The organism is Roseibium sp., assembly GCF_051016195.1.
In the GTDB taxonomy this organism is placed as follows: domain Bacteria; phylum Pseudomonadota; class Alphaproteobacteria; order Rhizobiales; family Stappiaceae; genus Roseibium.
Genome location: NZ_CP134616.1, coordinates 5815242 through 5840341 on the forward strand (window position 1 = coordinate 5815242; position 25100 = coordinate 5840341).

The 25100-nt window shown below is 57.8% G+C and carries 25 protein-coding genes, 2 tRNA genes and 1 pseudogene; 13 read left to right on the plus strand and 15 right to left on the minus strand.

What is annotated here, in order from left to right; all coding sequences use genetic code 11:
- Positions 1-76: 76 nt before the first annotated feature.
- Positions 77-409, plus strand: coding sequence for a DUF2834 domain-containing protein (locus RDA78_RS26375; RefSeq protein ID WP_434052722.1), 333 nt, complete (start codon positions 77-79; stop codon positions 407-409).
- Between the two features lie 242 nt (positions 410-651).
- On the opposite strand, the gene RDA78_RS26380 is transcribed toward RDA78_RS26375, so the two are convergent.
- Together RDA78_RS26380 and ettA are read right to left on the minus strand one after the other, a co-directional pair.
- Positions 652-1617 (minus strand): endonuclease/exonuclease/phosphatase family protein, encoded by a 966-nt coding sequence (locus RDA78_RS26380; protein ID WP_434052723.1) that lies wholly within the window; start codon positions 1615-1617, stop codon positions 652-654.
- A 67-nt stretch (positions 1618-1684) separates the two neighbouring features.
- Positions 1685-3334, minus strand: coding sequence for an energy-dependent translational throttle protein EttA (ettA, locus tag RDA78_RS26385; protein WP_434052724.1), 1650 nt, complete (start codon positions 3332-3334; stop codon positions 1685-1687).
- A 305-nt stretch (positions 3335-3639) separates the two neighbouring features.
- Here ettA and RDA78_RS26390 point away from each other — a divergent pair, with 305 nt between their 5' ends.
- A complete protein-coding gene (locus RDA78_RS26390) occupies positions 3640-4593 on the plus strand; it encodes a 2-hydroxyacid dehydrogenase (RefSeq protein WP_434052725.1) in 954 nt (317 codons plus the stop codon).
- Between the two features lie 43 nt (positions 4594-4636).
- Here RDA78_RS26390 and bla read toward each other — a convergent pair whose 3' ends face one another.
- The gene (gene bla, locus RDA78_RS26395; protein WP_434052726.1) at positions 4637-5518 is read right to left on the minus strand and encodes a class A beta-lactamase; all 882 of its coding nucleotides are present in this window, start codon (positions 5516-5518) and stop codon (positions 4637-4639) included.
- A gap of 383 nt (positions 5519-5901) precedes the next feature.
- Here bla and RDA78_RS26400 point away from each other — a divergent pair, with 383 nt between their 5' ends.
- Positions 5902-6777: a LysR substrate-binding domain-containing protein gene (locus RDA78_RS26400; RefSeq protein WP_434052727.1), complete on the plus strand. Its 876-nt coding sequence runs from the start codon at positions 5902-5904 to the stop codon at positions 6775-6777.
- Positions 6778-6783: 6 nt separating this feature from the next.
- Here RDA78_RS26400 and mnmD read toward each other — a convergent pair whose 3' ends face one another.
- On the minus strand, positions 6784-7506 hold the full coding sequence (gene mnmD / locus RDA78_RS26405) for a tRNA (5-methylaminomethyl-2-thiouridine)(34)-methyltransferase MnmD (protein ID WP_434052728.1): 723 nt from the start codon (positions 7504-7506) through the stop codon (positions 6784-6786).
- A gap of 281 nt (positions 7507-7787) precedes the next feature.
- Between mnmD and RDA78_RS26410 the strand changes: the two genes are divergently transcribed.
- Positions 7788-8948: an NAD(P)/FAD-dependent oxidoreductase gene (locus tag RDA78_RS26410; protein ID WP_434052729.1), complete on the plus strand. Its 1161-nt coding sequence runs from the start codon at positions 7788-7790 to the stop codon at positions 8946-8948.
- 100 nt (positions 8949-9048) lie between these two features.
- Here RDA78_RS26410 and RDA78_RS26415 read toward each other — a convergent pair whose 3' ends face one another.
- Entirely contained in the window at positions 9049-9237 is a 189-nt protein-coding gene (locus RDA78_RS26415; protein WP_434052730.1) for a hypothetical protein, read from the minus strand.
- A 241-nt stretch (positions 9238-9478) separates the two neighbouring features.
- Between RDA78_RS26415 and RDA78_RS26420 the strand changes: the two genes are divergently transcribed.
- Positions 9479-9955 carry a YbaK/EbsC family protein gene (locus RDA78_RS26420; protein ID WP_434052731.1) on the plus strand — a complete coding sequence of 159 codons (477 nt, stop codon included), beginning with the start codon at positions 9479-9481 and terminating at the stop codon, positions 9953-9955.
- A 3-nt stretch (positions 9956-9958) separates the two neighbouring features.
- Here the strand turns inward: RDA78_RS26420 and RDA78_RS26425 are convergent, their stop codons facing one another.
- The 4 genes from RDA78_RS26425 to cysQ all read right to left on the minus strand — a co-directional run bounded on the left by RDA78_RS26425 (position 9959) and on the right by cysQ (position 14920).
- Positions 9959-10972, minus strand: a complete 1014-nt coding sequence (locus RDA78_RS26425; protein WP_434052732.1) for a GDP-mannose 4,6-dehydratase — start codon at positions 10970-10972, stop codon at positions 9959-9961.
- 193 nt (positions 10973-11165) lie between these two features.
- The gene (gene cysN, locus RDA78_RS26430) at positions 11166-13073 is read right to left on the minus strand and encodes a sulfate adenylyltransferase subunit CysN (RefSeq protein WP_434052733.1); all 1908 of its coding nucleotides are present in this window, start codon (positions 13071-13073) and stop codon (positions 11166-11168) included.
- A gap of 1 nt (position 13074) precedes the next feature.
- Positions 13075-14004 carry a sulfate adenylyltransferase subunit CysD gene (gene cysD, locus RDA78_RS26435; RefSeq protein WP_434052734.1) on the minus strand — a complete coding sequence of 310 codons (930 nt, stop codon included), beginning with the start codon at positions 14002-14004 and terminating at the stop codon, positions 13075-13077.
- 70 nt (positions 14005-14074) lie between these two features.
- A complete protein-coding gene (cysQ, locus tag RDA78_RS26440; RefSeq protein WP_434052735.1) occupies positions 14075-14920 on the minus strand; it encodes a 3'(2'),5'-bisphosphate nucleotidase CysQ in 846 nt (281 codons plus the stop codon).
- 595 nt (positions 14921-15515) lie between these two features.
- Here cysQ and RDA78_RS26445 point away from each other — a divergent pair.
- Together RDA78_RS26445 and RDA78_RS26450 are read left to right on the plus strand one after the other, a co-directional pair.
- Complete coding sequence (locus RDA78_RS26445; RefSeq protein ID WP_434052736.1) at positions 15516-16010, plus strand: PilZ domain-containing protein; 495 nt, start codon at positions 15516-15518, stop codon at positions 16008-16010.
- A gap of 102 nt (positions 16011-16112) precedes the next feature.
- Positions 16113-16619 carry a PilZ domain-containing protein gene (locus RDA78_RS26450; protein ID WP_434052737.1) on the plus strand — a complete coding sequence of 169 codons (507 nt, stop codon included), beginning with the start codon at positions 16113-16115 and terminating at the stop codon, positions 16617-16619.
- Between the two features lie 55 nt (positions 16620-16674).
- On the opposite strand, the gene RDA78_RS26455 is transcribed toward RDA78_RS26450, so the two are convergent.
- Positions 16675-16749 (minus strand) — tRNA-Gln (locus tag RDA78_RS26455).
- Positions 16750-17087: 338 nt separating this feature from the next.
- Here RDA78_RS26455 and RDA78_RS26460 point away from each other — a divergent pair.
- Positions 17088-17164: transfer RNA gene (locus RDA78_RS26460), tRNA-Pro, on the plus strand.
- Positions 17165-17453: 289 nt separating this feature from the next.
- Here the strand turns inward: RDA78_RS26460 and RDA78_RS26465 are convergent.
- On the minus strand, positions 17454-17870 hold the full coding sequence (locus RDA78_RS26465) for a DUF6855 family protein (RefSeq protein ID WP_434052738.1): 417 nt from the start codon (positions 17868-17870) through the stop codon (positions 17454-17456).
- A complete protein-coding gene (locus tag RDA78_RS26470) occupies positions 17863-18285 on the minus strand; it encodes an SRPBCC family protein (RefSeq protein ID WP_434052739.1) in 423 nt (140 codons plus the stop codon). The genes RDA78_RS26465 and RDA78_RS26470 overlap by 8 nt, the downstream gene beginning before the upstream one ends.
- Positions 18286-18358: 73 nt before the next feature.
- Between RDA78_RS26470 and RDA78_RS26475 the strand changes: the two are divergent.
- Both RDA78_RS26475 and RDA78_RS26480 read left to right on the plus strand, forming a co-directional pair.
- A pseudogene (locus tag RDA78_RS26475) lies at positions 18359-18463 on the plus strand (hypothetical protein); the annotation flags it as partial.
- A gap of 18 nt (positions 18464-18481) precedes the next feature.
- The gene (locus RDA78_RS26480; RefSeq protein WP_434056240.1) at positions 18482-18985 is read left to right on the plus strand and encodes a hypothetical protein; all 504 of its coding nucleotides are present in this window, start codon (positions 18482-18484) and stop codon (positions 18983-18985) included.
- Between the two features lie 234 nt (positions 18986-19219).
- Here the strand turns inward: RDA78_RS26480 and RDA78_RS26485 are convergent, their stop codons facing one another.
- Genes RDA78_RS26485 through RDA78_RS26495 form a run of 3 tightly spaced genes read right to left on the minus strand, consistent with a single transcriptional unit; the run spans position 19220 to position 22015 of the window.
- On the minus strand, positions 19220-20002 hold the full coding sequence (locus RDA78_RS26485) for an ATP-binding cassette domain-containing protein (protein WP_434052740.1): 783 nt from the start codon (positions 20000-20002) through the stop codon (positions 19220-19222).
- A gap of 8 nt (positions 20003-20010) precedes the next feature.
- Positions 20011-20982, minus strand: a complete 972-nt coding sequence (locus tag RDA78_RS26490; protein WP_434052741.1) for an ABC transporter permease — start codon at positions 20980-20982, stop codon at positions 20011-20013.
- Between the two features lie 52 nt (positions 20983-21034).
- Positions 21035-22015, minus strand: coding sequence for a sugar ABC transporter substrate-binding protein (locus RDA78_RS26495; protein WP_434052742.1), 981 nt, complete (start codon positions 22013-22015; stop codon positions 21035-21037).
- A gap of 216 nt (positions 22016-22231) precedes the next feature.
- Between RDA78_RS26495 and RDA78_RS26500 the strand changes: the two genes are divergently transcribed.
- From RDA78_RS26500 to RDA78_RS26510, 3 genes are all read left to right on the plus strand, one after another.
- Positions 22232-22876 (plus strand): SGNH/GDSL hydrolase family protein, encoded by a 645-nt coding sequence (locus RDA78_RS26500; RefSeq protein ID WP_434052743.1) that lies wholly within the window; start codon positions 22232-22234, stop codon positions 22874-22876.
- 156 nt (positions 22877-23032) lie between these two features.
- Positions 23033-24094: an ROK family transcriptional regulator gene (locus RDA78_RS26505; RefSeq protein ID WP_434056217.1), complete on the plus strand. Its 1062-nt coding sequence runs from the start codon at positions 23033-23035 to the stop codon at positions 24092-24094.
- A 375-nt stretch (positions 24095-24469) separates the two neighbouring features.
- Positions 24470-25099 carry an ANTAR domain-containing response regulator gene (locus RDA78_RS26510; protein WP_434052744.1) on the plus strand — a complete coding sequence of 210 codons (630 nt, stop codon included), beginning with the start codon at positions 24470-24472 and terminating at the stop codon, positions 25097-25099.
- Position 25100 lies beyond the last annotated feature (1 nt).

Below are 25100 nucleotides of genomic sequence, written 5' to 3' on the forward strand. Positions count from 1 at the left end.
ATTCCTTGCAGGGGAATTGAAACGCGTCGGGATTTTGCGCATCTCTTGCTGAAGCTCAGCAAAGAAAGAAAACGCCATGAAAACTCTGTATCTTTCAGCCACTATCGTCGGAACACTGGTCCCCTGGATCTTCTTTGGCGGGTTCCTTGCGGCGCACGGGATCAGCCTTCCGCTCTTTGTTGCCGAAGTGTTCGCCACGAAACCGGCCAGCGGGATTGCCGTGGACCTCCTGATCTGCTGTGTTGTCTTCTGGATCTGGTCGTGGCGCGATGCGAAAGAAACCAACGTGCGCGGCTGGTGGCTGACGGTGCCGGCGGTCTGGCTCGTCGGCCTGTCTCTTGCCCTGCCGCTTTACCTTTGGCTGCGTGAGGATGCCCGCGAGGGCGAAAGAGGACTTCCTCCCACGTGAGTGTTTATTCTGCTTGTCAGCAATGCGGAACCCGTGCCCGGCATGATCCTGTGACCTGATTTCAGGGTGAGCGACGCGATGGGGAACAACGGCATGGATTGCCAGATCACGTCCACTTCTGTCCGGTTTATGACGAAATGGGTCCCGTCGGACGCGCTTGCGTAAGCAGACTTGTCATCCCTGCTGAAGCGCAGCGGAAGGCAGGGAACCAGCTCTGGTCGTCCGGGACGACGGCGGCCTGCTCAATCAGCACCGGGTTCGATGAGCACCAGCTCCGATATGACCGGCCAATGGTCCGACCACAGGAATGCTCCGACCTCGCATGTCTCTTTCATCACTCCGCCGTTGACGAAAATGTGGTCCAGCTCCAGACCAACACCTGGAAAGGGTGCGAGCCATGTCGGGCTCCAGCGCGCCCCGCATGCGACTTTCCGGACGTCGCCCCGGCGTCGAAAAGCCGTCATGAGAGGCGACCAGGAGACCGCGTTGAAATCACCTGCGACCAGCGCTGCACCGTCCGTTTCCTGTAGTTGACGGGCAACCTCCTCAAGTATTGCCTTCTGGCGCTCATAGAGACTTGGGGTGATCGGCGGGAGTGGATGGATCGCAAAAGTGGTCAAACAGTTAGCTTGGCTCTCAAAGCAATATCTCGCCTTCGTGATTGCGGATGGGTTCTCGTTGACGCGCAGAATTTCAACGTGCTGTGGTGGCGACCTGGAGAGGATGACGGCGCTCGGCAACCCAAAGAGCGCTTGTCGCGGTGTTCCGGCAATGTGGGTCATGTCCGGAAACCTGGAAAGAAGCGCATCATCTGCCGCCACCGGCAGTTCCGTCAGAACCAGGAGGTCGAATTCTTCGCGGCCATGCACCTTTGACAGGCGGTCAAGCGCACCGGATCTGCCGAACAGATTTGCCGTAACAACCTTGACCGCGGCATCAGCGGATGTGGATGCCGCGGCGAAACGTGTGTTGCTGCCGATGTCCATTTTCCAGACGGAGAATGCGAACAGAAAACCGGCTACAAGAGCCAGTCCCCACCGCCGAAACACGCACAAAAGTACGAGCAACAGTAGGCTGGACAGAGCGATCTGAGCTTGGAACTGCGCCAGCAGATCGAAAGGCCATCCGTTGTGCGCGAGAACCGACCCTGCGCTTGCGAATGCACACGCCAGAAAGCCCAGACATACAGATCGTTCAATTGAAGTCATGTTCGACGCATAAATGAAAAAAGGGCAGTCCGTTGACCGCCCTTTCAGTATTTTTTGTGCAAATTTTTCAGCGCGTCAGCGGCTTGTACTTTATCCGGCGCGGGTCGGCGGCGTGAGCGCCGAGGCGGCGGACCTTGTCCTTTTCGTAGTCCTCGAAGTTGCCTTCGAACCACTCCACATGACTGTCGCCCTCAAAGGCAAGCATGTGCGTGGCCAGGCGGTCGAGGAACATACGATCGTGGCTGATGACCACGGCGCAGCCGGCGTAGTTTTCCAGCGCGTCTTCCAGGGCAGCCAGCGTTTCGGTGTCGAGGTCGTTGGTCGGCTCATCGAGCAGGAGCACGTTGGCGCCCTTTTTCAGAACCTTCGCCAGGTGCACGCGGTTGCGCTGACCGCCGGAGAGGTCGCCGACCTTGGCCTGCTGGGCCGGGCCCTTGAAGTTGAAGGACGAGCAATAGGCGCGGGAGTTGATTTCCTTGTCGTCGAGATAGATCACCTCGGCGCCACCGGAAATCTCTTCCCAGACCGTCTTGTCCGGGTCCAGCGCATCGCGCGACTGGTCGACATAGCCGAGTTGAACACTGTCGCCGATGACGACATTGCCGCCGTCCGGCTTTTCCTGACCCGTCAGCATCTTGAAGAGCGTCGACTTGCCGGCGCCGTTCGGGCCGATCACGCCGACGATGCCGCCGCGCGGCAGCTTGAAGGTGAGATCCTCGATCAGGAGACGGTCGCCGAAGCCCTTGGACACGCCTTCCAAGTCGATGACGTTGGCACCGAGGCGCTCGCCCACCGGAATGAGGATCTGCTCGATGGACGGCTGACGCTCCTCCTGCATCGCGACAAGGTCCTGATAGGCGCGGATACGCGCCTTGGACTTGGTCTGGCGGCCCTTGGGCGACATGCCCATCCACTCGCGTTCACGCGAGATTGCCTTGGAGCGGGCCATGTTCTCGCGGCCTTCCTGCTCCATGCGCTTGGTCTTCTTTTCCAGATAGACCGAATAGTTGCCCTCATAGGGAATGCCGCGGCCGCGGTCGAGTTCCAGGATCCAGCCGGTGACGTTGTCGAGGAAGTAGCGATCGTGGGTGATGATCAGGACCGAGCCCTTGAACTCGCGCAAATGCCGCTCCAGCCAGTGAACGGTTTCCGCGTCCAGGTGGTTGGTCGGTTCGTCGAGAAGAAGAAGATCGGGCTCGGACAGAAGCAGCTTGCAGAGCGCGACACGGCGTCGCTCACCACCGGAGAGATTGTCGACGGCGCTGTCAGAGGCCGGGCAGCGCAGCGCTTCCATCGCCATTTCGACCTGGCTTTCCAGGTTCCAAAGGTCCTGGGCGTCAATCTCGTCCTGAAGCGTTGCGGCCTCTTCGGCGGTCTCGTCCGAATAGTCCATCATCAGCTCGTTGTAGCGATCGAGCTTGGCCTGCTTGTGGGCAACGCCTTCCATGATGTTTTCCATGACCGTCTTGGAATTGTCGAGCTGCGGCTCCTGCGGCAGATAGCCGACCTTGGCGCCCTCGGCGGCCCAGGCCTCACCGGAATACTCCTTGTCGATGCCGGCCATGATTTTCAGAAGCGTCGACTTACCCGCCCCGTTCGGGCCCAGGATGCCGATCTTGGCGTCCGGGTAGAAGGAGAGATGGATATTGTCGAGGACTTTCTTGTCGTTGTAGGCCTTGGAGAGGCCATGCATGTGATAGATGAACTGGCGCGCCATGGGGCTCCGCTTCTCCACTTTCGAAAACTGACGGGATTCTTAGGAATTCTGCCGCGTCTTTTAGGGGAAATGCGCGCCGGGGGCAATGGGGGGAATGTTCAATCAGTGTCATTTACAAAATGGTGCAAACTTCTATGCGAGAACTGCACAATCGCCGCAGCAACCATTGAATACATCGCTGTCCGGGTCGGCGATGGGCGATGATATCCCGCCGCGCGCTTTTCCTCTTCCCTGAGACCTGATTTCTTGTAAAGTCCGGCGGCTGAAACAACATATCTCAAAGCTTTTCTCCCGCCGGATACCCCATGCAAAAACCCGACATTCTCATGACAAAACCCATGCTTCCCGTGGTCGAGGAGCAGCTGGACGAGGCTTTCACCGTGCACAGGCTGCATGCGGCGGAAGACCCGGCAGCCATGCTTGGCGAGATTGGCCCGAAGATCCGGGGCATTGCGCTCTCCTGGGCGGAGGTCAACGACACGTTTCTGGAGAAATTTCCGAACCTGGAGATCGTCTCGAGCTTCGGCGTCGGCTACGACCATGTCGACACGGATGCCTGCCTGCGGGCGAAGGTGATGGTCACGCACACGCCCGACGTCCTGACAGACGAGGTGGCCGATACGGCCATCGGCCTTATGATCATGACGGTGCGCGAACTCGGACAGGCCGAAACCTGGCTGAGGGACGGCAACTGGACCAAGAAAGGCGGCTACCCGCTGAGCCAGGCGACGCTTCAGGGGCGGACGCTCGGCATTTTCGGCCTTGGACGTATCGGCAAGGCGATTGCCAGACGCGCCGAAAGCTTCGGGCTCAAGATCGCATATTACGGCCGCTCCCGGCAGGACGGCGTGGACTATCCCTATCACGCAAGCCTCGTCTCGCTTGCGGAGGCCTGCGACACGCTGATGGTGGTCGCGCCGGGCGGTGCGGAAACCCAGCATGCGGTCAATACAGACGTGCTGAAGGCGCTCGGCCCGAACGGCATCGTGATCAATATCGGCCGGGGCTCTGTGATCGACGAGGTGGCCCTGGCCGAGGCGCTGGAGAGCGGCACCATCTACGGTGCCGGACTGGACGTCTTCGAACAGGAGCCGTGCACGCCCGAACGGCTCATGAAACTGCCCCGCGTCACGCTGCTGCCCCATGTCGGCTCGGCCTCACAGGCAACCCGCAACGCCATGGGCCAGCTTGTTGTCGACAACCTGAAGAGCTGGTTTGAAACCGGCAAGCCGCTGACGGCAGTTCCGGAAATGAGATGAAGGCCGCGCGCCGTGGCAAATCCGGCGCGCAGCTTCCTGACGTTCAGTCTATGCTCTCGGCCAGCGCGGCGCCTATTCCAGCAATTGCCGCGTTGCGTGTCTGGAATGCGGCGGTTGTCTGGGTAATGTAGATCGCGATGACAACGGGATCCCGGTTCTCCGGCCAGATAACGGCAATGTTGTTGCGCGATCCGTTGGACCCTGCCCCGGTCTTGTCGGCAATGCGCCAGTTCTTCGGGATGCCGGCCCGCAGGGTGGAATTGCCAACCTTGTTGCCTTCCAGCCAGGATGTGAGCGTCACCCTCGCCTGAGGCTCCAGGGCATCGCCCAGCACCAGTTTGCGGAGCGTTTCAGCGGCCGCCCACGGCGTGGTGGTGTCCCTTGGATCGCCCGGAACGCCGGTGTTTGAATCCGGCTCCCAGCGATCGATGCGGGTCTTGTCATCGCCGATCCGACGGAGGTAGGCCGTCACCCCTTCCGGTCCGCCGAGTTCCGCCATGACCAGGTTGGCGGCCGCATTGTCGCTGGTTGTGACAGTAACCTCGCACAGTTCGCCGATTGAAAAACCCTTGCCGCCAACATGCTTTTCCAGGACAGGTGAATAGGAAACGATATCGCTTTCCTGCACGACCACCTCGCGCTTCGCGTCTGCGGTTCCCTTTTCGGCGGCGTCCAGCAACGCGGCGCACAGCAATGCCTTGAAGGTGCTGTTCAGGGGAAAGCGCTCATCGCCCCTGTTCGACCAGGTCTTGCCCGTTTGCGTGTCCATGATCGCGACACCAACCCTTGCGGACAGACGGGTCTCGACGTCCTCGACAGCCCTCGCAACGGGGCCCGGATCAAAATCAGCCGCCCCGGCGGGAACAACGGACAGAATGGGGATCAGCAAACCCAGGAGGGCAAACCTACGACTACTCGAAATCATCATCATCTCCAGAAGTATGAAATGTTGCCTGCTGCGCCCTGCCCCCCGGTGGACAGCTTCAAGCAAGCGGGAGATTGCGCTTGCTTTTTGCATAAGACAAATGATGATTGATAACGTCAGACATGAGAAAAACTTGGCCATGATCGGTTGTCAGTCAGTACGATGCAAGGTGGGGTCAAGGCATGGTCTGATTTTTCAAGGCCCGTCATTCCGGATGCCGCGCGAAAGGCCGGAGCGTGTGCGTTTGAAGTGTGCTCAACCGTGTCAGGCGAGAGGCCGCCGGAAGCCGGGTAGGCATCGAGACCTGCTTCTTTATCGAGTTTTGAAAGCCGGGCGCTCATTTTTACCCAGGCGCCCCGCAAACCGGAGAACAGCAACGACCCATGGATCTATCCCGAATACCGCTCAACGCTCTCCGGGCGTTCGAAGCTTCGGCCCGATTACAGAGTTTCACGCGCGCCGGGCTTGAGCTTCGTGTCTCACAGACTGCGGTCAGCCACCAGGTAAAGTCCCTTGAGGAAACGCTTCGGGTGTCGCTCTTCAAGCGGGGATCGCGCGGTGTCACGCTGACCGATGAAGGCCAGGCTCTTCTGCCTGTTCTTTCTGACGCCTTCCGGCGCATGAGCGACGCGCTGAGCCGGTTTGAAGACGGCAACTTCCGGGACGTCCTGACAGTCGGTGTCGTCAGCAGCTTTGCAACGGGATGGCTCCTGCCCCGGCTTGAGGCTTTTTCGAAGCAGCACCCCGAGATCGACATCCGGCTCAAGACGAACAACAACCGCGCGGACCTTCTGGAGGACGGTCTGGACTGTTTTCTGCGCTTTGGAGACGGCGCCTGGCACGGAACGGAGGCCGTCAGGCTGTTCGAGGCAAACCTTTCCCCCGTCTGTGCACCAGCCACGGCATCGCAGCTCATCGAACCTGCCGATCTGACGCGCGAAACCCTGCTCCGGTCCTACAGGCTGAACGAATGGGCGCTCTGGTTCCAGGCAGCTGCCGTGCCGCCACCCAGAAGCCGTGGCTGGATATTCGATTCTTCGCTTTCCATCGTGGAAGCGGCGGCTCAGGGTGCGGGTGTGGGTCTTGTGCCCGTTTGCCTGTTTGAACGCGACCTTGAATGCAGACGGATTGTCCAACCCTTCGATATCGGCGTCATTACCGGCAGTTACTGGCTGACCTGGCTGAAGTCGCGCGACGAAACAAGCGCTATGCGGACTTTTCGCGACTGGCTCGAGGCGGCAGCGCGGTCCGGAATGTGAGCGGGCTCAGGTCTTTCGCCCGACGATCATCTCACGCTTGCCGGCAAAGCCCGGTTTCTTTTCGATGGCGAAACCCGCTGCCTGAAGATTTCGACGGACCCAGCCAGCGGCCGTGTAGGTCGCAAGGGTTCCATCGGGGGCTGTCAGGCCGGCTGCGTTCGCCAGCAGATCCGGGTCCCAGAGCTCCGGGTTTTTCGCAGGGCTGAACCCGTCGAGATACCAGGCATCCACTGCCGGAATGACGGTGCGACCACCTGCTTCTGGTCCGCCTCCCGAAGCAAGATCCGATATCAACTGCCGCGCATCGCCGACGCCGAGCAGAAGTTCCGCACCCGCGATCTTCATGCGGTTCCAGCCCGGCCCCGGAGCCCAGCTGCCGATGAGCGCGTCTGCGAGGCCGGACAGTTCTGGAAAAGCAGCCAGCGCCCGTTCCAGTTGATCAGCGGAAAGCGGGTAAAGTTCGAACGAAAGGAACATCAGGTCCGGGCCTTCTTCCAGCGCGGTCATCATGTGCAGTGTCGTCAGAAAGTTCAGTCCGGTTCCGAACCCGAATTCGGCGATGGTGAAGCTCTTCCTGCCGGGTAATCGGTCAGACAACCTGTTACCGCCGATAAACACATGCCGGGTTTCTTCCAATCCGCCGGCTTTGGAAAAATAGGTGTCGCCGAAACCAGGTGCGCGCGGCACGTCGCCTTCCAGCCACTCAAGCTCAGGTGCCCCTTTCGACATCAAGTGCGCCCTGCCGTTTCCCGCGCACGCCCCTTGAGACATGCGCCAAATCGGACTCATAAATGAGGCCGATTTGGCGGCGGAAATGGCGTCACCCCGTGGCGTCAGCGTGCTTGACCGGGCAGGACGCCCGCTCCGCACACCCTTCCTAACGGGATTTCGCCATTTCGCATGCCATTTCAGTCTCATTTATGGATCCATCATCTAAAGTCTTTGCCAAATCCGATCCGTTCTCATAAGAGAGCCGTCCATCGCTTTCAATCCCGGGGCCACGCCTGAAGATGTCAACGCCGTCCGACACCCCCTTCGACATCGCGGTTGCCGGCGCCGGGATCTTCGGACTTTCGATTGCGCACCGCGCAATCAAGCAGGGATTGCGCACGCTTGTCCTGGAGGCAGCGCATGTTGGTGCCGGGTCCAGCGGCGGACTGCTCGGCGCCCTGATGCCGCATATGCCGGCACGCTGGAACCCGAAGAAGGAATTCCAGTTTCAGGCCCTGCTTTGTCTTCAAGACCACATCCGGCAGCTCGAGGCAGACACCGGACTGAGCTGCGGATATGCACGATGTGGCCGCATTCTGCCGCTGACAACGCAGGACAAGCTCGACCATCACCTTGAGAGGGCCGAGGAAAGCAAGCTTCGTTGGCAGCCGGACAAGACCGGATTCACATACGAAGTCGAACCGGCTGGCAGCCGGTCGGATTGGCTGGACGCAGCGGCAGCACCCTATGGCATCGTCTATGAGACGCTGGCGGCACGGACTTCACCGCGCGAATACCTCGCAGCACTCGCCGCGTTTGTGCGCCGACACGGGTGCCTTGCCGAGACCGCAGGTGTCACCGGTTTCGACGAGGCATCCGGGACGGTCTTTCTCGCCAATGGTGAAACGATAAAGGCGAAGACGCTTGTTCTTGCCGGCGGATTTTCAACTTTTGATCTGATAAGGCGGTTTACCGGCGAACGAATCGGGCGCGGAGAAAAGGGCCAGGCCTTGCTGCTGGACGGCAAGGGACTTGAGGACAGGCCGGCAATCTACTGCGACGGCCTCTACGTGGTGCCACACGGAAACGGCACGGTCGCCATCGGCAGCACCTCCGACCGGGACTTTGAGGATGCCACCCCCTCGCCCGCACGCACCGCCGAACTCGTCGAGCGTGCAAGCCGTTTCTGTCCGCAGTTGCATGGCCGGGAGATCTTGTCCGAATGGGCCGGCATCAGGCCGCGTTGCAACAAGCGCGATCCGCTCGTGGGCTGTCTTCCCGGACAACGTTCCCTCTACGCGGCCACCGGTGGCTACAAGATATCCTTCGGCATCGCCCATCTGGTAGCTGATTGCCTGGTATCGGAGATCGAAGGAGTGGATGCTCGGCAGAAACTCCCGCAAACCTTTGTGCCGGAACATCATTTCGGCCTCAATCGGCTGGATTCCGATGGCTTCTGATTGTGGATGGAGAGAGTATTGAGCGTTTTTGGAGCAAACCTGCGACCGCCTTACGCCCGGCAAGCCGCGGTGCCGGGAGTGCCGGAAAACTATTGGGAGGTCAAAGGAGCGTCGTGACAGTGTAAATGCAATAGAGGCTCAGGGAAACCGAGCCCCAGAACAGGAGGTTCTTCGCCAGCAGGAACGGGAGGGTTACAACTTCGCCGCGATCATTCAAACCGGCAGCCTTTTCACGCCCCCCCAATTTGGGGTTGTGAACTTCTCCGGCAGCTGTCATCGATCTGGCCATATGGGCGTTCCTCGAACCTTTGCGCCTTCAAGACGCTCTCACGTATTTCTCCGTTACATTATCAATAAGCATTATGGAGTAAGTGTTTAACTCTCGTTTAAATTCAGTATGAACGCTTTATTAATTTCGAAAAGGTGAATTTTAATTATATTCACAAGTAGTTTTCTGCCTGTTGATTGTTTCACTGCCTTAATAATGTCAATTTTCACGATCTTCTTTCTAACAGGGATGCCCAAAACAGATGAGCCTTGCCAGCGTACGCCAACACCTTGAAATTGCAGCGCCGGAGTTGGAGATCATTGAAACGGACCAAAGCAGTGCAACCGTGGAGCTGGCTGCACGGGCCCATGGCGTAGTTGCGGGGCAGATTGCAAAGACGCTTTCGTTCCAGTTGAAGGACAAGGTCTTTCTTGTTGTGGCGCGCGGGGATGCGCGCATGGACAACAAGAAGGCCAAGGCCGCCTTTGGCGGAAAAATCAAGATGCTCGGGCTGGAAGACGTGGAAACCCTGACCGGACACCCCGTTGGTGGCGTTTGTCCCTTCGGGCTCGCACAACCGCTTCAGGTTTACTGCGACGTGTCCCTGAAAGCGTTCGACGTCGTCATCCCGGCCGCCGGAGCGACAAACGCTGCCGTCAAGATCAGCCCGGACCGTCTCGCGGACATCACCGATGCACAGTGGGTGGATGTATGCCAGCCTCCGCCCGAGGCAAGCTGACACTCAAACCTGGTAGTATTCCCTGTACCAGGCGACAAACTTCGCAATGCCCTCGCGCACGGAGGTCTTCGGCGTATAACCGGTGAGGCGCTGCAGAAGGTCGGCATCTGCCCAGGTTGCAACGACATCGCCTGGCTGCATCGGCATGAGATTGCGCTCAGCCGTCCTGCCGGTCGCCTCTTCGATTGCATCGATGAACTCCGTCAGTTGAACGCTTTTCGAATTGCCTATATTGACGATGCGCCACGGCGCGACCGGTGAAAGACTGTCTCCCTCGGGAACCTCCTCACCATCGGCGGGGCGAACGGGAACCGCGTCCATGAGCAGGCGAATGCCCTCGACAAGATCCTCCACATAGGTGAAGTCCCGTTTCATGTCGCCGTAATTGTAGACGTCAATCGGGCGCCCCTCGAGGATGGCCTTGGCGAACTTGTGGTGCGCCATGTCCGGCCGGGCCCATGGACCGTAGACGGTGAAGAACCGGAACATGGTGATCGGAAGATCGTAGAGATGGGCGTAGGAATGCGCCATCGACTCGGTTGCCTTCTTTGTTGCCGCGTAGAACGACACCTGATGATCCGCCTTGTCCGTCTCCCGATACGGCATGACGTCATTGGCACCGTAGGCAGACGAAGTCGACGCCAGGAGCATATGCTCGGGCGGATACGCCCTCGCGGCCTCGAGCAGCTCGAATGTGCCGCAGATATTGCTTTCCAGATAAGACCGCGGGTTTTCAATCGAGTAGCGGACACCGGCCTGCGCTGCCAGATGAATCACGAAGTCGGGCACCTCGGTCCGAAACAGCGACATGAGCAGGTCTTGGGTCTCGACCCGGTCATTCAACGCCTGGAAATGCTCGTGCTGAAGCAGCATCTGCTGCCGGCGTTCCTTCAAACGGACGTCGTAGTAATCTGTCATCGCATCGAGACCGATGACCCTGAAACCATCCTTCAACAGGCGCGTGCACAAAAAGTATCCGATAAATCCGGCCGCACCGGTTACCAAAACGGTTTTCATCTGCGCACGTAGCCCTTTAGCTGAGACGACAGGATTGTCGCTCGCGTCTTATAGGGCTTCGGCCTTTTGGGCAACGGCAAAGTCCGTTTCCGGTTTTTCCGTGCCGTGCAGGCACGCATGCAATCAAAAACGCGGCCGCACAAGGTGCGACCGCGTCTCTGGAATTCGGGTCCGGCTTCGCCCGGCGGCGGCGTCAGCTGCCGAGGTAACCGTTCTGGCGGAGGTAACCGATGATTTCCTCGGCCACGTCCTCCGGGTCCCGGTCGACATTCCTAACGTGGATCTCCGGTTTTTCCGGGGCCTCGTACGGGCTGTCGATCCCGGTGAAATTCTTGATTTCACCCCGGTCAGCCTTTTCATAAAGGCCCTTCGGGTCACGCTGGCGGCAGATCTCGATGGGCGTATCGACAAACACCTCGACAAATTCCCCTTCCTCCAACAGATCGCGTGCCATCCGGCGTTCGGACACGAACGGAGAAATGAAGGAGACGAGCGTGATCAGACCAGAGTCGGCGAACAGCTTCGCAACCTCGCCCACCCGACGGATGTTTTCAACACGGTCCGCGTCCGTGAAACCGAGGTCCTTGTTGAGACCATGGCGAACATTGTCGCCGTCCAGCGTGTAGGTGTGTTTGCCGTCGATATGCAGCTTCTTCTCCACGATCGAGGCGATCGTGGATTTGCCCGATCCGGACAGGCCGGTAAACCACAGAACGGCGGGCTTCTGACCGAGCTCTCGCGAACGGGCGGTCTTGTCGACGTCCAGTGCCTGCCAATGAATGTTGCTTGCGCGGCGAAGTGCAAACCAGATCATGCCGGCGCCGACAGTGGCGTTGGACATGCGGTCGATCAGGATGAACGCGCCAGTGGACCGGTTGGCTTCATATGGATCGAAGGGCACCGCCGCGGACAGGGAGAAGTTGCAAAACGCGATCTCATTCAGTTCAAGCGTCTTGCCCGCAGTGTGCTCGAACGTGTTCACGTTGATCTTGTGCTTGATCTCGGACACGGTCGCGGTGACCGTACGTGTGCCGATTTTCAAGAGATAGGGACGCCCCGGCAAAAGCGGTTCATCGCTCATCCAGATCACATGAGCAGCGAACTGGTCGGCCACGTCCGGCCGGTGAGCGGTCGAAGACAGAAGATCGCCGCGCGAAATGTCGATTTCATCTTCAAGGGTGAGTGTAACCGCTTCGCCTGCGCGCGCTTCGGACACATCTCCTGAAGCACCGACGATGCTCTTGACCCTTGAAACCTTCGCCGGGCCTGCCACGACGAGTTCTTCGCCGACCGAAACACGGCCGCTTGCGATCGTTCCCGAATACCCCCGGAAATCAAGGTTGGGCCGGTTCACCCACTGGACCGGAAAGCGGAACGGTGCCTCGAGCGCGTGCTCGCCGACCTCAACGCTCTCCAGATGCTCCAGCAGGGTAGGCCCGGTGTACCAGTCCAGGTGTTCGCCTTTGGCCGTCACGTTGTCGCCAAAACGGGCCGACATCGGGATGGCCTCCAGGGTCTCGAAATCGAACCCGTTGGCGAATACCTCGAACTCCTTGCGGATTTCGTCGAAACGGTTTTGCGAATAGTCGACCAGGTCGATCTTGTTGACTGCCAGGATCACATGGCGAATGCCGAGCAGAGAGGCGATGAAGGCATGACGCCGGGTCTGCACCAGGAGACCGTTGCGCGCGTCCACCAGCAGCACGGCCAGGTCTGCCGTGGAAGCGCCAGTCGCCATGTTGCGCGTATATTGCTCGTGGCCCGGTGTGTCGGCGACGATGAATTTGCGCTTGTCGGTTGAAAAGAAACGGTAGGCGACATCAATCGTGATGCCCTGCTCGCGTTCAGCCTCAAGGCCGTCCACCAGAAGCGCAAGATCGATGTCCTCGCCGACAGTGCCATGTTTTTTCGAATCGCGCTCCAGAGCTGCCAGTTGATCTTCGAAGATCAGCTTGGTGTCATAGAGCAGGCGGCCGATCAGCGTCGACTTGCCGTCATCAACCGAGCCGCAGGTGAGAAACCGGAGCTGATCCTTGGTTTCCTGAGCAAGAATATAGTCCGTGACCGCTGCCTCGGCAGCCTCTTTGACGTCTGCAGTCATCTTAGAAATACCCTTCCCGCTTTTTCTTCTCCATGGACGCGCTTTCGTCCTTGTCGATCAGGCGGCCTTGCCGCTCGGACGTGCGGGCGATCAGCATTTCGCGGACAATCGCGGGAAGCGTGTCGGCATCCGATTCAATCGCGCCGGTCAGCGGGTAGCAGCCGAGCGTGCGGAACCTCACCTTCTTTTCCTGGATGATTTCCCCGGGCTGCAGCTGCATGCGATCGTCATCGACCATGATGAGCATGCCGTCCCTTTCAACCACCGGCCGGCTGGCGGCGAGATAGAGCGGAACCATGGGGATATTCTCCGTCAGGATATACTGCCAGATATCCAGTTCGGTCCAGTTGGACAGCGGAAACGAACGGATGCTCTCGCCTTTTGCCACGCGCGCATTGTAGAGATTCCAGAGTTCCGGCCGCTGGTTCTTCGGGTCCCAGCCATGGTTTGAATTCCGGAATGAAAAAACGCGCTCCTTCGCGCGGGACTTCTCCTCGTCGCGCCGCGCGCCGCCGAAGGCCGCGTCGAAACCGTATTTGTCCAGCGCCTGCTTGAGAGCCTCCGTTTTCATGATGTGCGTGTGCACCGACGAGCCATTATCAAACGGATTGATGTTCTTCTGAACGCCTTCAGGATTTGTGTAAACCAACAGGTCCAGCCCAAGACGCTTCGCGGTTTCATCCCGAAACCGGATCATGTCCCGGAACTTCCAGGTGGTGTCCACATGCAACAGCGGAAACGGCGGTTTGGACGGATAAAACGCCTTCATCGCAAGATGCAGCATGACGCCGGAGTCTTTGCCGATGGAATACAGCATCACCGGATTTGAAAACTCCGCGGCCACTTCCCTGATGATGTGGATACTCTCCGCTTCGAGGCGCTTCAAATTGCTAAGGCGCTCCGGCGTGATCCCGTGAGATTGCATATTCATGTTCGCTTTTCCGTTTTGACCGGCGAACCGGCTTTATCTGGATATGTCCTGTCTTTTTTATTGCAGCTTGTCACGAGGCCGCGGCCGCCGGTTCCGGCAGAAGGTCTCTCGATGTCACAGCGATGAAATGAGGATTGCGCAGATCGTCCTTGGTGGCGTTGACCGGGACCGAATAAACAAAATCGGAACCATCTGCCGCGAGAACGACCGCGCCACCGGCCGCGCGCACAACGGCATCGCCTGCCGCGATGTCCCATTGCATGGTCGGCGCCAGCCTTGGATAGAGGTCCGCCTTTCCGGCCGCCACCCAGCACAGTTTCAAAGACGACCCCACCGACAGACGCTCTGCAACATTGAGACGGTCGATCAGCGCGGAGGTTTCTTCCGAAAGATGGGAGCGGCTTGCGAGCACGCTCAAGCCTCCGGGAGGTGGTGTCCGGACCTTTACCGCTTCCACGTCGGCAAGAAGCCCGCCCTCGATGCGCGCCTTGAAGGCACACGGCGCCGCCGCATCAGACGACAACGACTGTCCGCCCCAATAGATCTCACCAAGAGCAGGGGCCGAGACCACACCGAAAACGGGCACACCTTTTTCGATCAGCGCGATGTTGACAGTGAATTCCCCGTTCTTCTTCAAAAACTCTTTGGTGCCGTCAAGCGGGTCAACCAGGAAATAGACATCCGCGACCTCCGGCAGGTTGCCTGCTTCGACGGACTCCTCGGCAATAACCGGAATGCCAGGGAAGGCATTGCCAAGACCAGCAAGAATGATCCGCTCTGCCGCAGCATCGGCCTTGGTCACCGGCGAACCGTCGGCCTTGTTCTCCACGTCGAACGGTTCGGCATAAATCTTCAAGATCTCCTCGCCGGCCCGCACGGCCAACTGGCACAATAAGGATATCTGTTCTTCTGTCATCAACGCCTCGTATACGCCGGAACCAATCGGTTTCAGTTGAATTTTACCGGTCTTTCCGGCCTGTAAATAAAGGAAACACATGCATCAATTCAAGAAATGGCGTTCCATGGTTTCACCTGAACGGGGAATGCCTGGAACCTGCCATACGTGACTTGTGGGTGTTTATTGCGCGCGTGGTATCCGCTTTCCAAATCAGCCCCAAAACCTGCTCATATCGTCCCATATGCGAGTCCCTTCAAATTCATTGATGATCGGAACCGGCTTAGTTTTGCACTGCAACGCACACCGTACCGATACTCTAAATTCCACACGCGCATTCCGCAACAAATCTCTTCATAAAATTGCGGGCAAACATATCAGCACTGCTGGGAATTACAATCAATTTAAATACATTTTTATCTTTTTACGTTAATATCGCATTCCTTTTAATATTTTTACATCCAAAAGCTGCAGCAACTCATTCTTTGAACTTGTGAAAAATAGATTCAGATCACTTTCTTTATTTTATCTGCTCAGATTCACTTCTTGGAAACAGCTTTAGACTAGGTTTAAATGCAAAAGGGGCTGAACCATTGCAAGCCTATGCGAGATGACCATGTCGACTGCCGATCCCGCACCGCAGCAAGACGCGGACAACAAACACGACGAGGACTTCACGCCGCGTGAGCGCCGTGCACGCGTCTACAAGAAAGGCAAGATGGTCTTTCAAAACGGCCTGAGATCCATTCCCTGTGTGGTCCGGAACATTTCTGGCGGCGGCGCCATGCTCGAATTCGATCAGCCTTACATTCTGCCCAAGGACTTCGAGCTCTATATCGACCTTGAAGACTACGAGGTCTCCTGCGAGCGCAGATGGGAGACAGGTCTGAAATGCGGCGTGATGTTCACGAGCGAAAGACGCCACGTTCCGCAGAAGCGATATCAGACCCTGAGCCCATCGGATGCCGAATTGCAAAGCGGATTTGATGCCTTCCACGCACATCAGGAGGCTGTGGAGCACGAGGACGGAAGCGAAGACGCGACCGACGCAGCCGGTGCTTCGGAAACAGTCCCGGGCAGCGGGAAACCGTCCTTCGGCCGACGGCGCTGACATCTGCCTCCGGATTCACGGAATGACAAGGACTTCCTGGTAAAAACGGCATGTTTCAGGGTGGCCGGTACACCCGTTAAGAACACGAGAAGCGAAACAGACATGCCCGACACCGAAAACGCTGCAACATCGCCCTCCGACGACATGGACACCGAGCAGAACGAGCGCGCCCGCCGATCACGCGCCCTAAAAAAAGGGAAACTGATCTTCAACCGGGGCCTGCGTTCAGTCCCCTGCATCGTCCGCAACCTGTCGGAAAGCGGCGCAAAGCTGGAATTCGAACAGGCCTATCTTCTGCCGCAGGAATTCATTCTCCAGATCGACCTGGAAGACTTCGAGGTGACCTGCCAGAGGCGATGGGAAGACGGACTGCGCTGTGGCGTCGAGTTCATATCCGGCAAGCGCTCTGTCGGCCAGATGCGCTCGCAGACGCTGAAGTCCTCCGACGATGCCTTGACGGAAGAAATCGACGAACTCAGGGACTCGCCGGACAACTTTTTTTCCCGCAAGCGGGTGCAAGACGAAAAGCGGCGGGATGAGCCTGATGCACCGGCGAGACGCGAAAGTCAGGCTGCAAGCAGCGAAAAGGGCTTCGGACGGCGTCGCTGAAATCACGCGCGTCTCGGTCGCACGGTTCGACTTTCATCTGAATTTGGAAGAAAACTGGCTGGGGTGGCTGGATTCGAACCAGCGCATGGCGGTACCAAAAACCGCTGCCTTACCGCTTGGCTACACCCCAAGGCCGTGGAAACGCTGTATAGCGAGGAGACTTCGGAAGCGCAAGCCTCCCGGTTGCCGATCTTTCCGATCCGTGCCCGGGTTTTCCCCAAGCTCTTGAAAACAGGTTTGAACCGAACGCGGAACGGTTGGCGCATGGCCTGAGGTGGCGCGGCCATGCCTCTTGTTCCCCCACCGGCACGCCTCACCCCGGCGCATGCATTCATTGCAGCAAAAAAAGCTTCCGCTCCATTTCAAATCGCTTGCGGGATCAGCCGACCTTTGCTAAACGACCCTCCACGCAGCGGGACCTTGTCGCGCTGTTCCCGATGGGTTTATTGTGAAACCCAACAAAAGTGTCGGAGTGTAGCGCAGCCTGGTAGCGCACCTCGTTCGGGACGAGGGGGTCGGAGGTTCGAATCCTCTCACTCCGACCATTTTCTTCTCTTCCAGATCGTTGCTTTAAGGCATTTTCCAGGTTTGCGGGATCTGCGCCGGACAACCGTTGTTTTCGGGCCGATGGCTGGGCCAACACTCCCGGGTGTTTCGTTGTTTGAAAGCAATGCCGGCTTCCCGGGCCTTGCCAGCGAATGACCCCTTGCGCACCCGGTTCAAATCTCGCCGAGCGAGGGTTTCATCCCGAAGTCGGTCGCTCGTTTGATTTGGTAACAACAACGAGATGCAGACCAACTTGCCATCGAACACCGAAATCAACGATCGCTGTACTCAGATTGCCCGGATCCGATTGCTTCTGGCGTTGTGTTCAAGTTCTGCCAACCCGAGTAACTCCAGCGTCGGTCCGACATAGTTAGCGAAGCGCCCCCTGTACCCCTTGCGCAAACCATAGTAACCGCCGACCGGGTTCCCTTCCGAACGCGCCCAGTCCTCCAGCGTCCCCGATTTCGTGGGCTTGCCTTCGTCTGCGTTGCCAAGCGGCATCCAATCGCCGTGGTCCTTCAGCATTGCATGGGCATCCTCTATGGCTCGCAGTTGGTAGGACAGTCTTGTCTTCCCCACTTGAACGACCAATGCAGGCGGGTCGTTTGTGACGTCCTTCCAAACCTGAAACTCAGAGGTCAGCGGCGGAGTTTTCAAAAGCCAGGGATCTTCTTCGATACCAGAACCGTAGACAACATCATTCATTTCTCTCTGCCCTTTCTTTCAATGCCTTCGAAAACTTTTCAAAACTCGGGTTCAGGTCCGGAATGGTCCTCGTGATCAACCCTGACATGACTCCGCCATAGACCTCTTCCATATCAAACGTGGTCTTGTCCCCGATTGGCGAAAGCGTGAATGTCCGCGTTCCTTTGAAAAATCCCAGTGGCAGTCCGCCTTGCCAGACCATCTTTCGTGGCGCTTGAAACGTCTTAACACACAGTACAAATGCCCGCCCTGGATCAACTTCCGACCAAAGCTTGATCCGACCGTTCAACGAAAGCGTGCCCTCAATCTTCAGAATGCCAAATGGAATCGGATCGGTTTGCAAGCCCCGGGTCATGGCAGACCAAACCTGTTCGACCGTGGCTGAGATTTCGATGGATGTTCTGTAGATCTTCATGTCCGTCCCTTCGTTGCAAAGGCAGGGATAACGGAGGTAACATGACACCTTCTGTCATGTTTGGTTGAGCCTTATGCGTGCTGCGCGACTGCTGCAAATCCTCCTTCTTCTGCAAAACCGCGGTCGTCAGACCTCGGTCAAGCTCGCTCAGGAATTGGAGGTTGTCCCCCGGACAATTCTCCGCGACGTAGACGCCATGACGGAAGCAGGTCTGCCGATCATTGTTCATCAGGGAAACAGTGGCGGAATTGAGCTGGGCTTCAACTACCGCACACGGCTGACCGGCCTTGCGAGAGACGAAGCCGCCGCGCTAGCGCTCATCCTTTCGGCAGAAAACCCGATGGTCTCTGCTCTGGGTCTTGAGAACGCCGCCAAACGTGCGCAGGCAAAGCTGATTGAAAGCCTGCCAGACAAGACGAGGCTGCAAACCAAGACAACGGCTGCAAGGTTCATTTTGAATGAACGTGAACCCGTCGGCGACAAACGTATCCGCGCGATGGCGCGGGCGGTTCAAGCAGAAACAATCGTGCGCGTTCGTTTCGCAACAAAGACAGAGCAACCAATCTATCCGGTCCGGTTGGAAAAGGACGATTTGACATGGCGCGTGCATGACAGCCTATCCGAAACCGCGTTGCCCATCGAGAATTGGGGGAGACTGAACGTCTCGTCGATGCGTATTCCACCGGCCAAGCGACGCTGAAAGCGAGAAAAGCTTCAAAATTGCGCGTGTCCGGGCAAATCGGAGCATTTTCAGATACCAGTTCGACCTGACCTTCGCCAAGATTTTCAGGAATAACCGCTTTGCAAGGCTGACATTGATGTTCAGCCGTTTTCGGTCCGCAACGAAAAACCGACCTTTGTCTTTGTCACGGCGAACTCGCACGATGGGCGCAAACGGGAAAAACGAAGTGCCAGTTCACCACGTGCGGCACGGTCAATCGATCTGTTCCAGATCTTCTTCCAGTTCGCTCATGTCCTCGCCGCCGGCCATGAGATTGAGAACTTCCTCTCGAGATTTTTCTCCCCGATTGAAGGACGCTGCGACTTCTCCCTGAATCAGAACGACGAAGGCGTCGCCGACACTCATGGCGTGACGGGCATTGTGCGTGATGAAGACTATGCCCGCCCCGTTTTGACGCGCAATCCTCATCATTTTCAGCACCATTGCAGCTTCCTTGACACCCAGGGCCGATGTCGGCTCATCGAGGATCAGCATCTTGGCGCCGAAATACATCGCGCGCCCAATAGCCAGCACCTGGCGTTCACCACCTGACATGGTTCCGACGAGTTGTTCTCCGCTGGTCACCCGGGTGAGGCCGAATTTCTGCATCTGATCCACCGCGACTTCGTTGGCAAGCCGGGTGTCTATGCTTCGAAACGGCCAACGGCCCTTGAAAGGTTCCGCTCCCAGAAAAAAGTTGCGGCCAACGCTCATGAGCGGAATCGACCCGACATCCTGATGGACTGTCGCGATACCACGTTGGCGTGCATCACGGGGCGTCGCAAATCTGGTTGGCTTGCCTTCGAACATCAGTGTTCCGGACGTTGGCTGGTGATAGCCGGAGAGGACCTTGATCAGGGTCGACTTGCCGGCACCGTTGTCGCCCAGAAGGCAGAGTATCTTGCCCGGCTCGATCTGCATTGACACTTTTCTCAAGGCCTCGGTGGAGCCAAAAAACTTGTCGACGTCGCGCAATTCCATGAGAGGATGAGACATTGCTGTTCCTATTTGCTGGAGAGCGCCAGCCGGCGAACATAGTTGTTGGCGAGAACGGCTGCCGCAAGCAGAAGACCAAGGAACAACTGGATCCAGTCCGTGTTCCAGCCGGTGTAGAAGATGCCGCTGGATATGACACCGAACAACGCCGTGCCCAGAACGATGCCGGTGACGCTGCCATAGCCGCCGGTCAGGAGAACGCCGCCGATGACAACGACAATCGGTGCCTGGAACACGAACCCCATGCCGTAGGTCGCGTTGCCTGAATTCCATTGGACACCCTGTAGGATCCCGACCAGCGCCGCGGCAAGTCCGGTTGCGATGAACAGACTTATCTTGACCCGCTGCACCGGAACACCTGCCCCACGGGCAGCGTCCAGGTTTCCGCCCGTCGCATAGATCCAGTTGCCAAAGACACTGCGGCTCAAGACCCGGTAACCGATATATGCAACGAGAAGCCACCAGAGGATGGAGATATTGGCCTGGCCCCAACGCGCCGCGAATACGAACTTTGCGCTGTCGGAAGCCACGATCGAACTTGAGGTGACATTGGCGATCAGGCGCGAGACACCCATTGTTGCACCGATCACGATGAAGTTGGTTGCCAGGGTGACGATGAAAGACGGCAGTTTGGTCTTGACGACCGCGAGGCCATTCGCCAGCCCAACCAGACCTCCGGCAGCCAAAGCCAGAAACACCATCGGCCAGATCGGTAAATCGTATTGGTTGGTTCCAATCGCGAGGATCATCGACGAAGCCCCGACGGTCGACCCGATTGATAGGTCGAACTCACCCGAGATCATCAAGAGGCCAACCGGGATCGCGACAATTCCCAGTTCAGCGGCCAGATTGAGCCATCCGGCCGTGCCATTCACAGACACGAATCCCGTTCCGGGCGTTGCGAGCGCAAAGAAAAGGTAAGTGATGAGAAACGCTGCAAAAGCCCCTGCCTCGGGCCGCTTCATGTAATTCCTGAGCACATCTTTCTCCAGGTGAGCTATGTCGAACGGCCCAGGCCGGACCTTGCGGCGCCTAGGAGGCGCCGCGAACTCCCGCGTGTTCCTTGTTGACCTTCAACGTTTCATCCACGTTGGAACTGTCGATCACCAACGGACCGGTCTTGACATGGCCGATCGGATGCAAACCGTAGTTCAGGTACTGATGGGCGATCTGAATAGACATGAAGCCTTGCAGATATGGCTGCTGATCCATGGCAAAGGCCAAGTCGCCATTCTTGATTGCAAGAAGGGCTTCATTGGACAGATCTGCCGTTCCGACCATGATCTCGCCTTTGCGTCCGACGTCGTCCACGGCACGCAAGGCCGACATCGCAGGAACCGCATTCAGCGTATAAATGCCGTCGATCTGCGGATTTGCCTGGAGGCTTCCCTTGATTGCCTGGGTCATGGCCTGCGGGTTGGTTGCATCTCCTGTCCCGATGGTCTGGTAGATCGTTTCCTTTCCTGCTTCCTTCATGGCGGCGACATAGCCATTGCACCGCTCTTCAACTGTCGGATTTCCGGGAACCTGATTGAAGCACAGTCCTGTCGTGACCCCGGCGTCAGCCTGGATCTGACCTGCCTTGTAGCCCATCTGATAAGGGTCTTCGCCAACAAAGCCGATCGATCCGTTGCCTTCCCAAAGCGTCTGACCGGAATTGTGAATGAGGACAGGAGTACCGGCGGCGGTGGCCTCCTTGATCAACGGATCCATGCCATCGGGAAAGAACTCGCCAACAAGCAGCATTCTGGGCTCGCGGCTGATTGCCTGCTGCAGCAGCCTGGGGTAGTCGCTCGTCATGTTCGAGGTGTCCGTGACCGCAATATACTGGTAATCGACGTCGAAAATTTCGGCGGCGTCGTCAAAGCCCTTTTTCACCGCGGCAAAAAACGGCCAGGACAAGGGACCGCTCACGACCAGTATCGGCCCTTCGTCATTGGACACTGCGGGTGACGCAGCGCCGAGGCCGATTGTAACGGCGGCAGCTGCCAAGACTGATTTGAAAAGTTTCATCTGATCCTCCCGTGATCCGACGACACAGACGGGGCAATTTTCGACCGCATCCATGCGTCTGTTCATCAAGATGAGCACGGAAATCACACGTGTGTCAATAATTATTCACGATGAATTACTATTGACCAATTGAAGATCCGCTTTTAGGCTGAGCGAAATTGGCACTCACGATTTGACTGCCTATCCTATTGAAAAAAATAAGTCTTTGGAGGCGGTATGCGATCAGTGTTGTGCTATGGAGATTCCAACACCTATGGGCAAACCACAGCCAACAAGCCAGACGACCGATACCCGCATGACGTGAGGTGGCCTGGCGTGCTGCGGGGTCTGATCGGGAACGAGTGGCTTGTAATCGAAGAGGGTCTGAGCGGAAGAACCACCGTCAGCAACGACGAGATAGAAGGTGCCGAAAAGAATGGCCGCACCTATCTTCGGCCCTGCATCATGAGCCACAAACCGCTCGATCTGATCATCATCATGCTCGGAACCAACGATCTGAAAGTGCGTTTCAACAAAACCCCTTGTGAAATCGCCATGGGCGTCGGTGTACTTGTGACCGACATTAAGGCCATGCCCGCCGGCGTTGACGGCAAGATCCCCGAAATTCTGATCGTCGCGCCGCCGCCGACCGCTCTTGACCTGAAAGAATGGTCGGATGTGTTTCTCGGGGCTCAGGAAAAGTCTCGCGCGCTGGCCCGTGAATATGAGCGGATTGCCGAAGCCCACGAAGTTCATTTTTTCAATGCAGGCCTTGTCGTGAAATCCAGCGATGAGGATGGCTTTCACCTCGATGTCCAGGCTCACAAGGACCTGGGTCACGCTATTGCCGAAGAGATCGCGGCGATTGGCTGGCCAGACTAGAGTGCTTAAACCGTGGGAAGAAAAGGCCGGACGCGAAAGACGCATCCCGCGCCAACTGTCCAAACGTGATAATCCATAAGACGAAGCCCCTCCTCGAACCTGAGGTGCGTTTCGCAAGTTCTGATTTCAAAGCCGGAGGCTGTACTTTTGCCGGATATGCGTTTTGCCCCGCCACCAACCGTTCGTGTCGCAGAACACCCCGGTGGCATGAACCAGGTTCTGGCGCGCAGCTTCAATGAACGTTTGATCATGTCCCTGCTCCTGCAGCACGACGGCATGACCCGGCTGCAGCTCGGTCAGGAAAGCGGACTGTCCGCGCAAACAATCTCCGTCATTGTCAGGGCACTCGAGCGCGACGACCTGGTCAGCAAGGGCGAAGCGGTCCGGGGACGGATCGGGCCTCCTACCACACCCATCAGCCTGAACCCCAATGGCGCGTTTTCGATCGGGCTACATGTCGACCGTCACGCAATCGAGGCGACAATCGTCAACTTCGTGGGGTCACCCGTCACTCAAAGGCGAAGCACTCTCACCACCTTCGACATCGAGAATGTGCGTGATGCACTGATTGACATGGTTGACGGGCTGCTCGGTGAATTGACGGCTGCGCAAAAGCCCCTTGTGGCCGGGATCGGGCTCACCTTCCCGCAGCGGTTCGAAGCCGAAGAGGAACAAGCCGTGTTGGCCTACGACTTTGAACAGGACCTGCGCGCACATGCCGGTCTGGAAGTCGTCATCCAAGATGACGTAACTGCTGCCGCCAGCGCCGAAACACTTTATGGCCAAGCCAAGCGTATGGACGACCTGCTCTTTTGCTTTGCCTCCAAGGATCTTGTACCGCGGCTGATCCTTGGAGGCCGGATCTATACCGGTTCGAATCCTCAAATTTCAATTTGCGACAATCAAGCATGGAATCTCACGGCCAAGAACCTGGAGAGTGTTGCGACATGGGACGATCTGCGTGTGCAGCGATGGATCGAACACGTCGTTTCCAAGACAACAGATCTTGTGCAGGATCTCGCGACGTTTGCGAGTGTTCCGGCCATGATCCTGTCGGCACCGGCTCCAATGGCTGTTATCGATGAATTGGTGTTGCACATCCGTTCGGAGATCTCGACCGACCTATCGGTGACAGGGAGCAGGTTCGGACCCAACGCTCTGGCAATCGGCGCCGCGATCATGCCCATTCAAACGCGCTTCACCGCAAATACTCTTTAGGTGATGGGCTCATAAACGAGGCCGTAATCGTTTGAGGCGGCTTGCTTGTCGTCAAGGCGCGGAAGTGCGGGAAATGCCCCTTATTTTCAAGCCTTTCACAATGCCGAGGAGGAGCAAGCCGGTCAAATCCGAAGGACATGGAAATGGCGTCACCCCGTGGCATCAGCGTGCTTGACCGGGCAGGAAGCCCGCTCCGCACACCCTTCCCGAAGGGATTTCGCCATTTCGCATGCCATTTCAGTCTCATTTATCGGTCCATCATCTGGGGTACGGCGTCGTGACGTGAGAAACTGTCGGCGCATTGCCTCCGCCGCCGACAAAACACGCCGGACTTTACCGGTTGCAAAATGTTAGGCGGGAAGCCAGTTTGAACACATGGCCGAGACAGTAAATATTCGTCTGAAACCGACCGTGCTTCACAGGGCAATGCTGATTGATGCGCAGCTCGAACGGGCGCATCTGTTTGCCTCCTTCATGGCGGATCGAGGCTGCCAGGTCACGGCGACTGCGAAATCGGTCTCCGAAGCGCTCACGCAGCGCGGCGATGTCCCGGACAAAGAAGACGATATCAGCTTGCTGGTTCTCTACGCGACGGATCTTTCGGCGAAGGACGTCAAGGATATCGGAGAGCTGACGAGTGCGATCGACAAGCCCCTTCTCGTCATTACGGAAAGCAGCGACCCGCAGGTAGTAGCGAACGCCATCGCGGCGGGCGCTTCGTTCTGCCAACCACTCGGCGTCAACGCCGACAGGCTCCAGTCGGGCGTTGTCGGCGCGATTGAGGTTCACAAACGGCTTCACAGCTTGCAGAAAGAGCGCGATCAGGCCGTTCAGGGATTGAGTGAACGCAAACTCATCGACAGAGCCAAGGCGATCGTCATGGAAAGTCGCACCCTGAGCGAGCCGGACGCATTCGCGTATATGCAGAAACTGTCGATGTCACGCAACACGCCGCTGGCAGAGATTGCGCGCTCGATCATCGCCGCAAAGGATCTCCTGGGTTGAT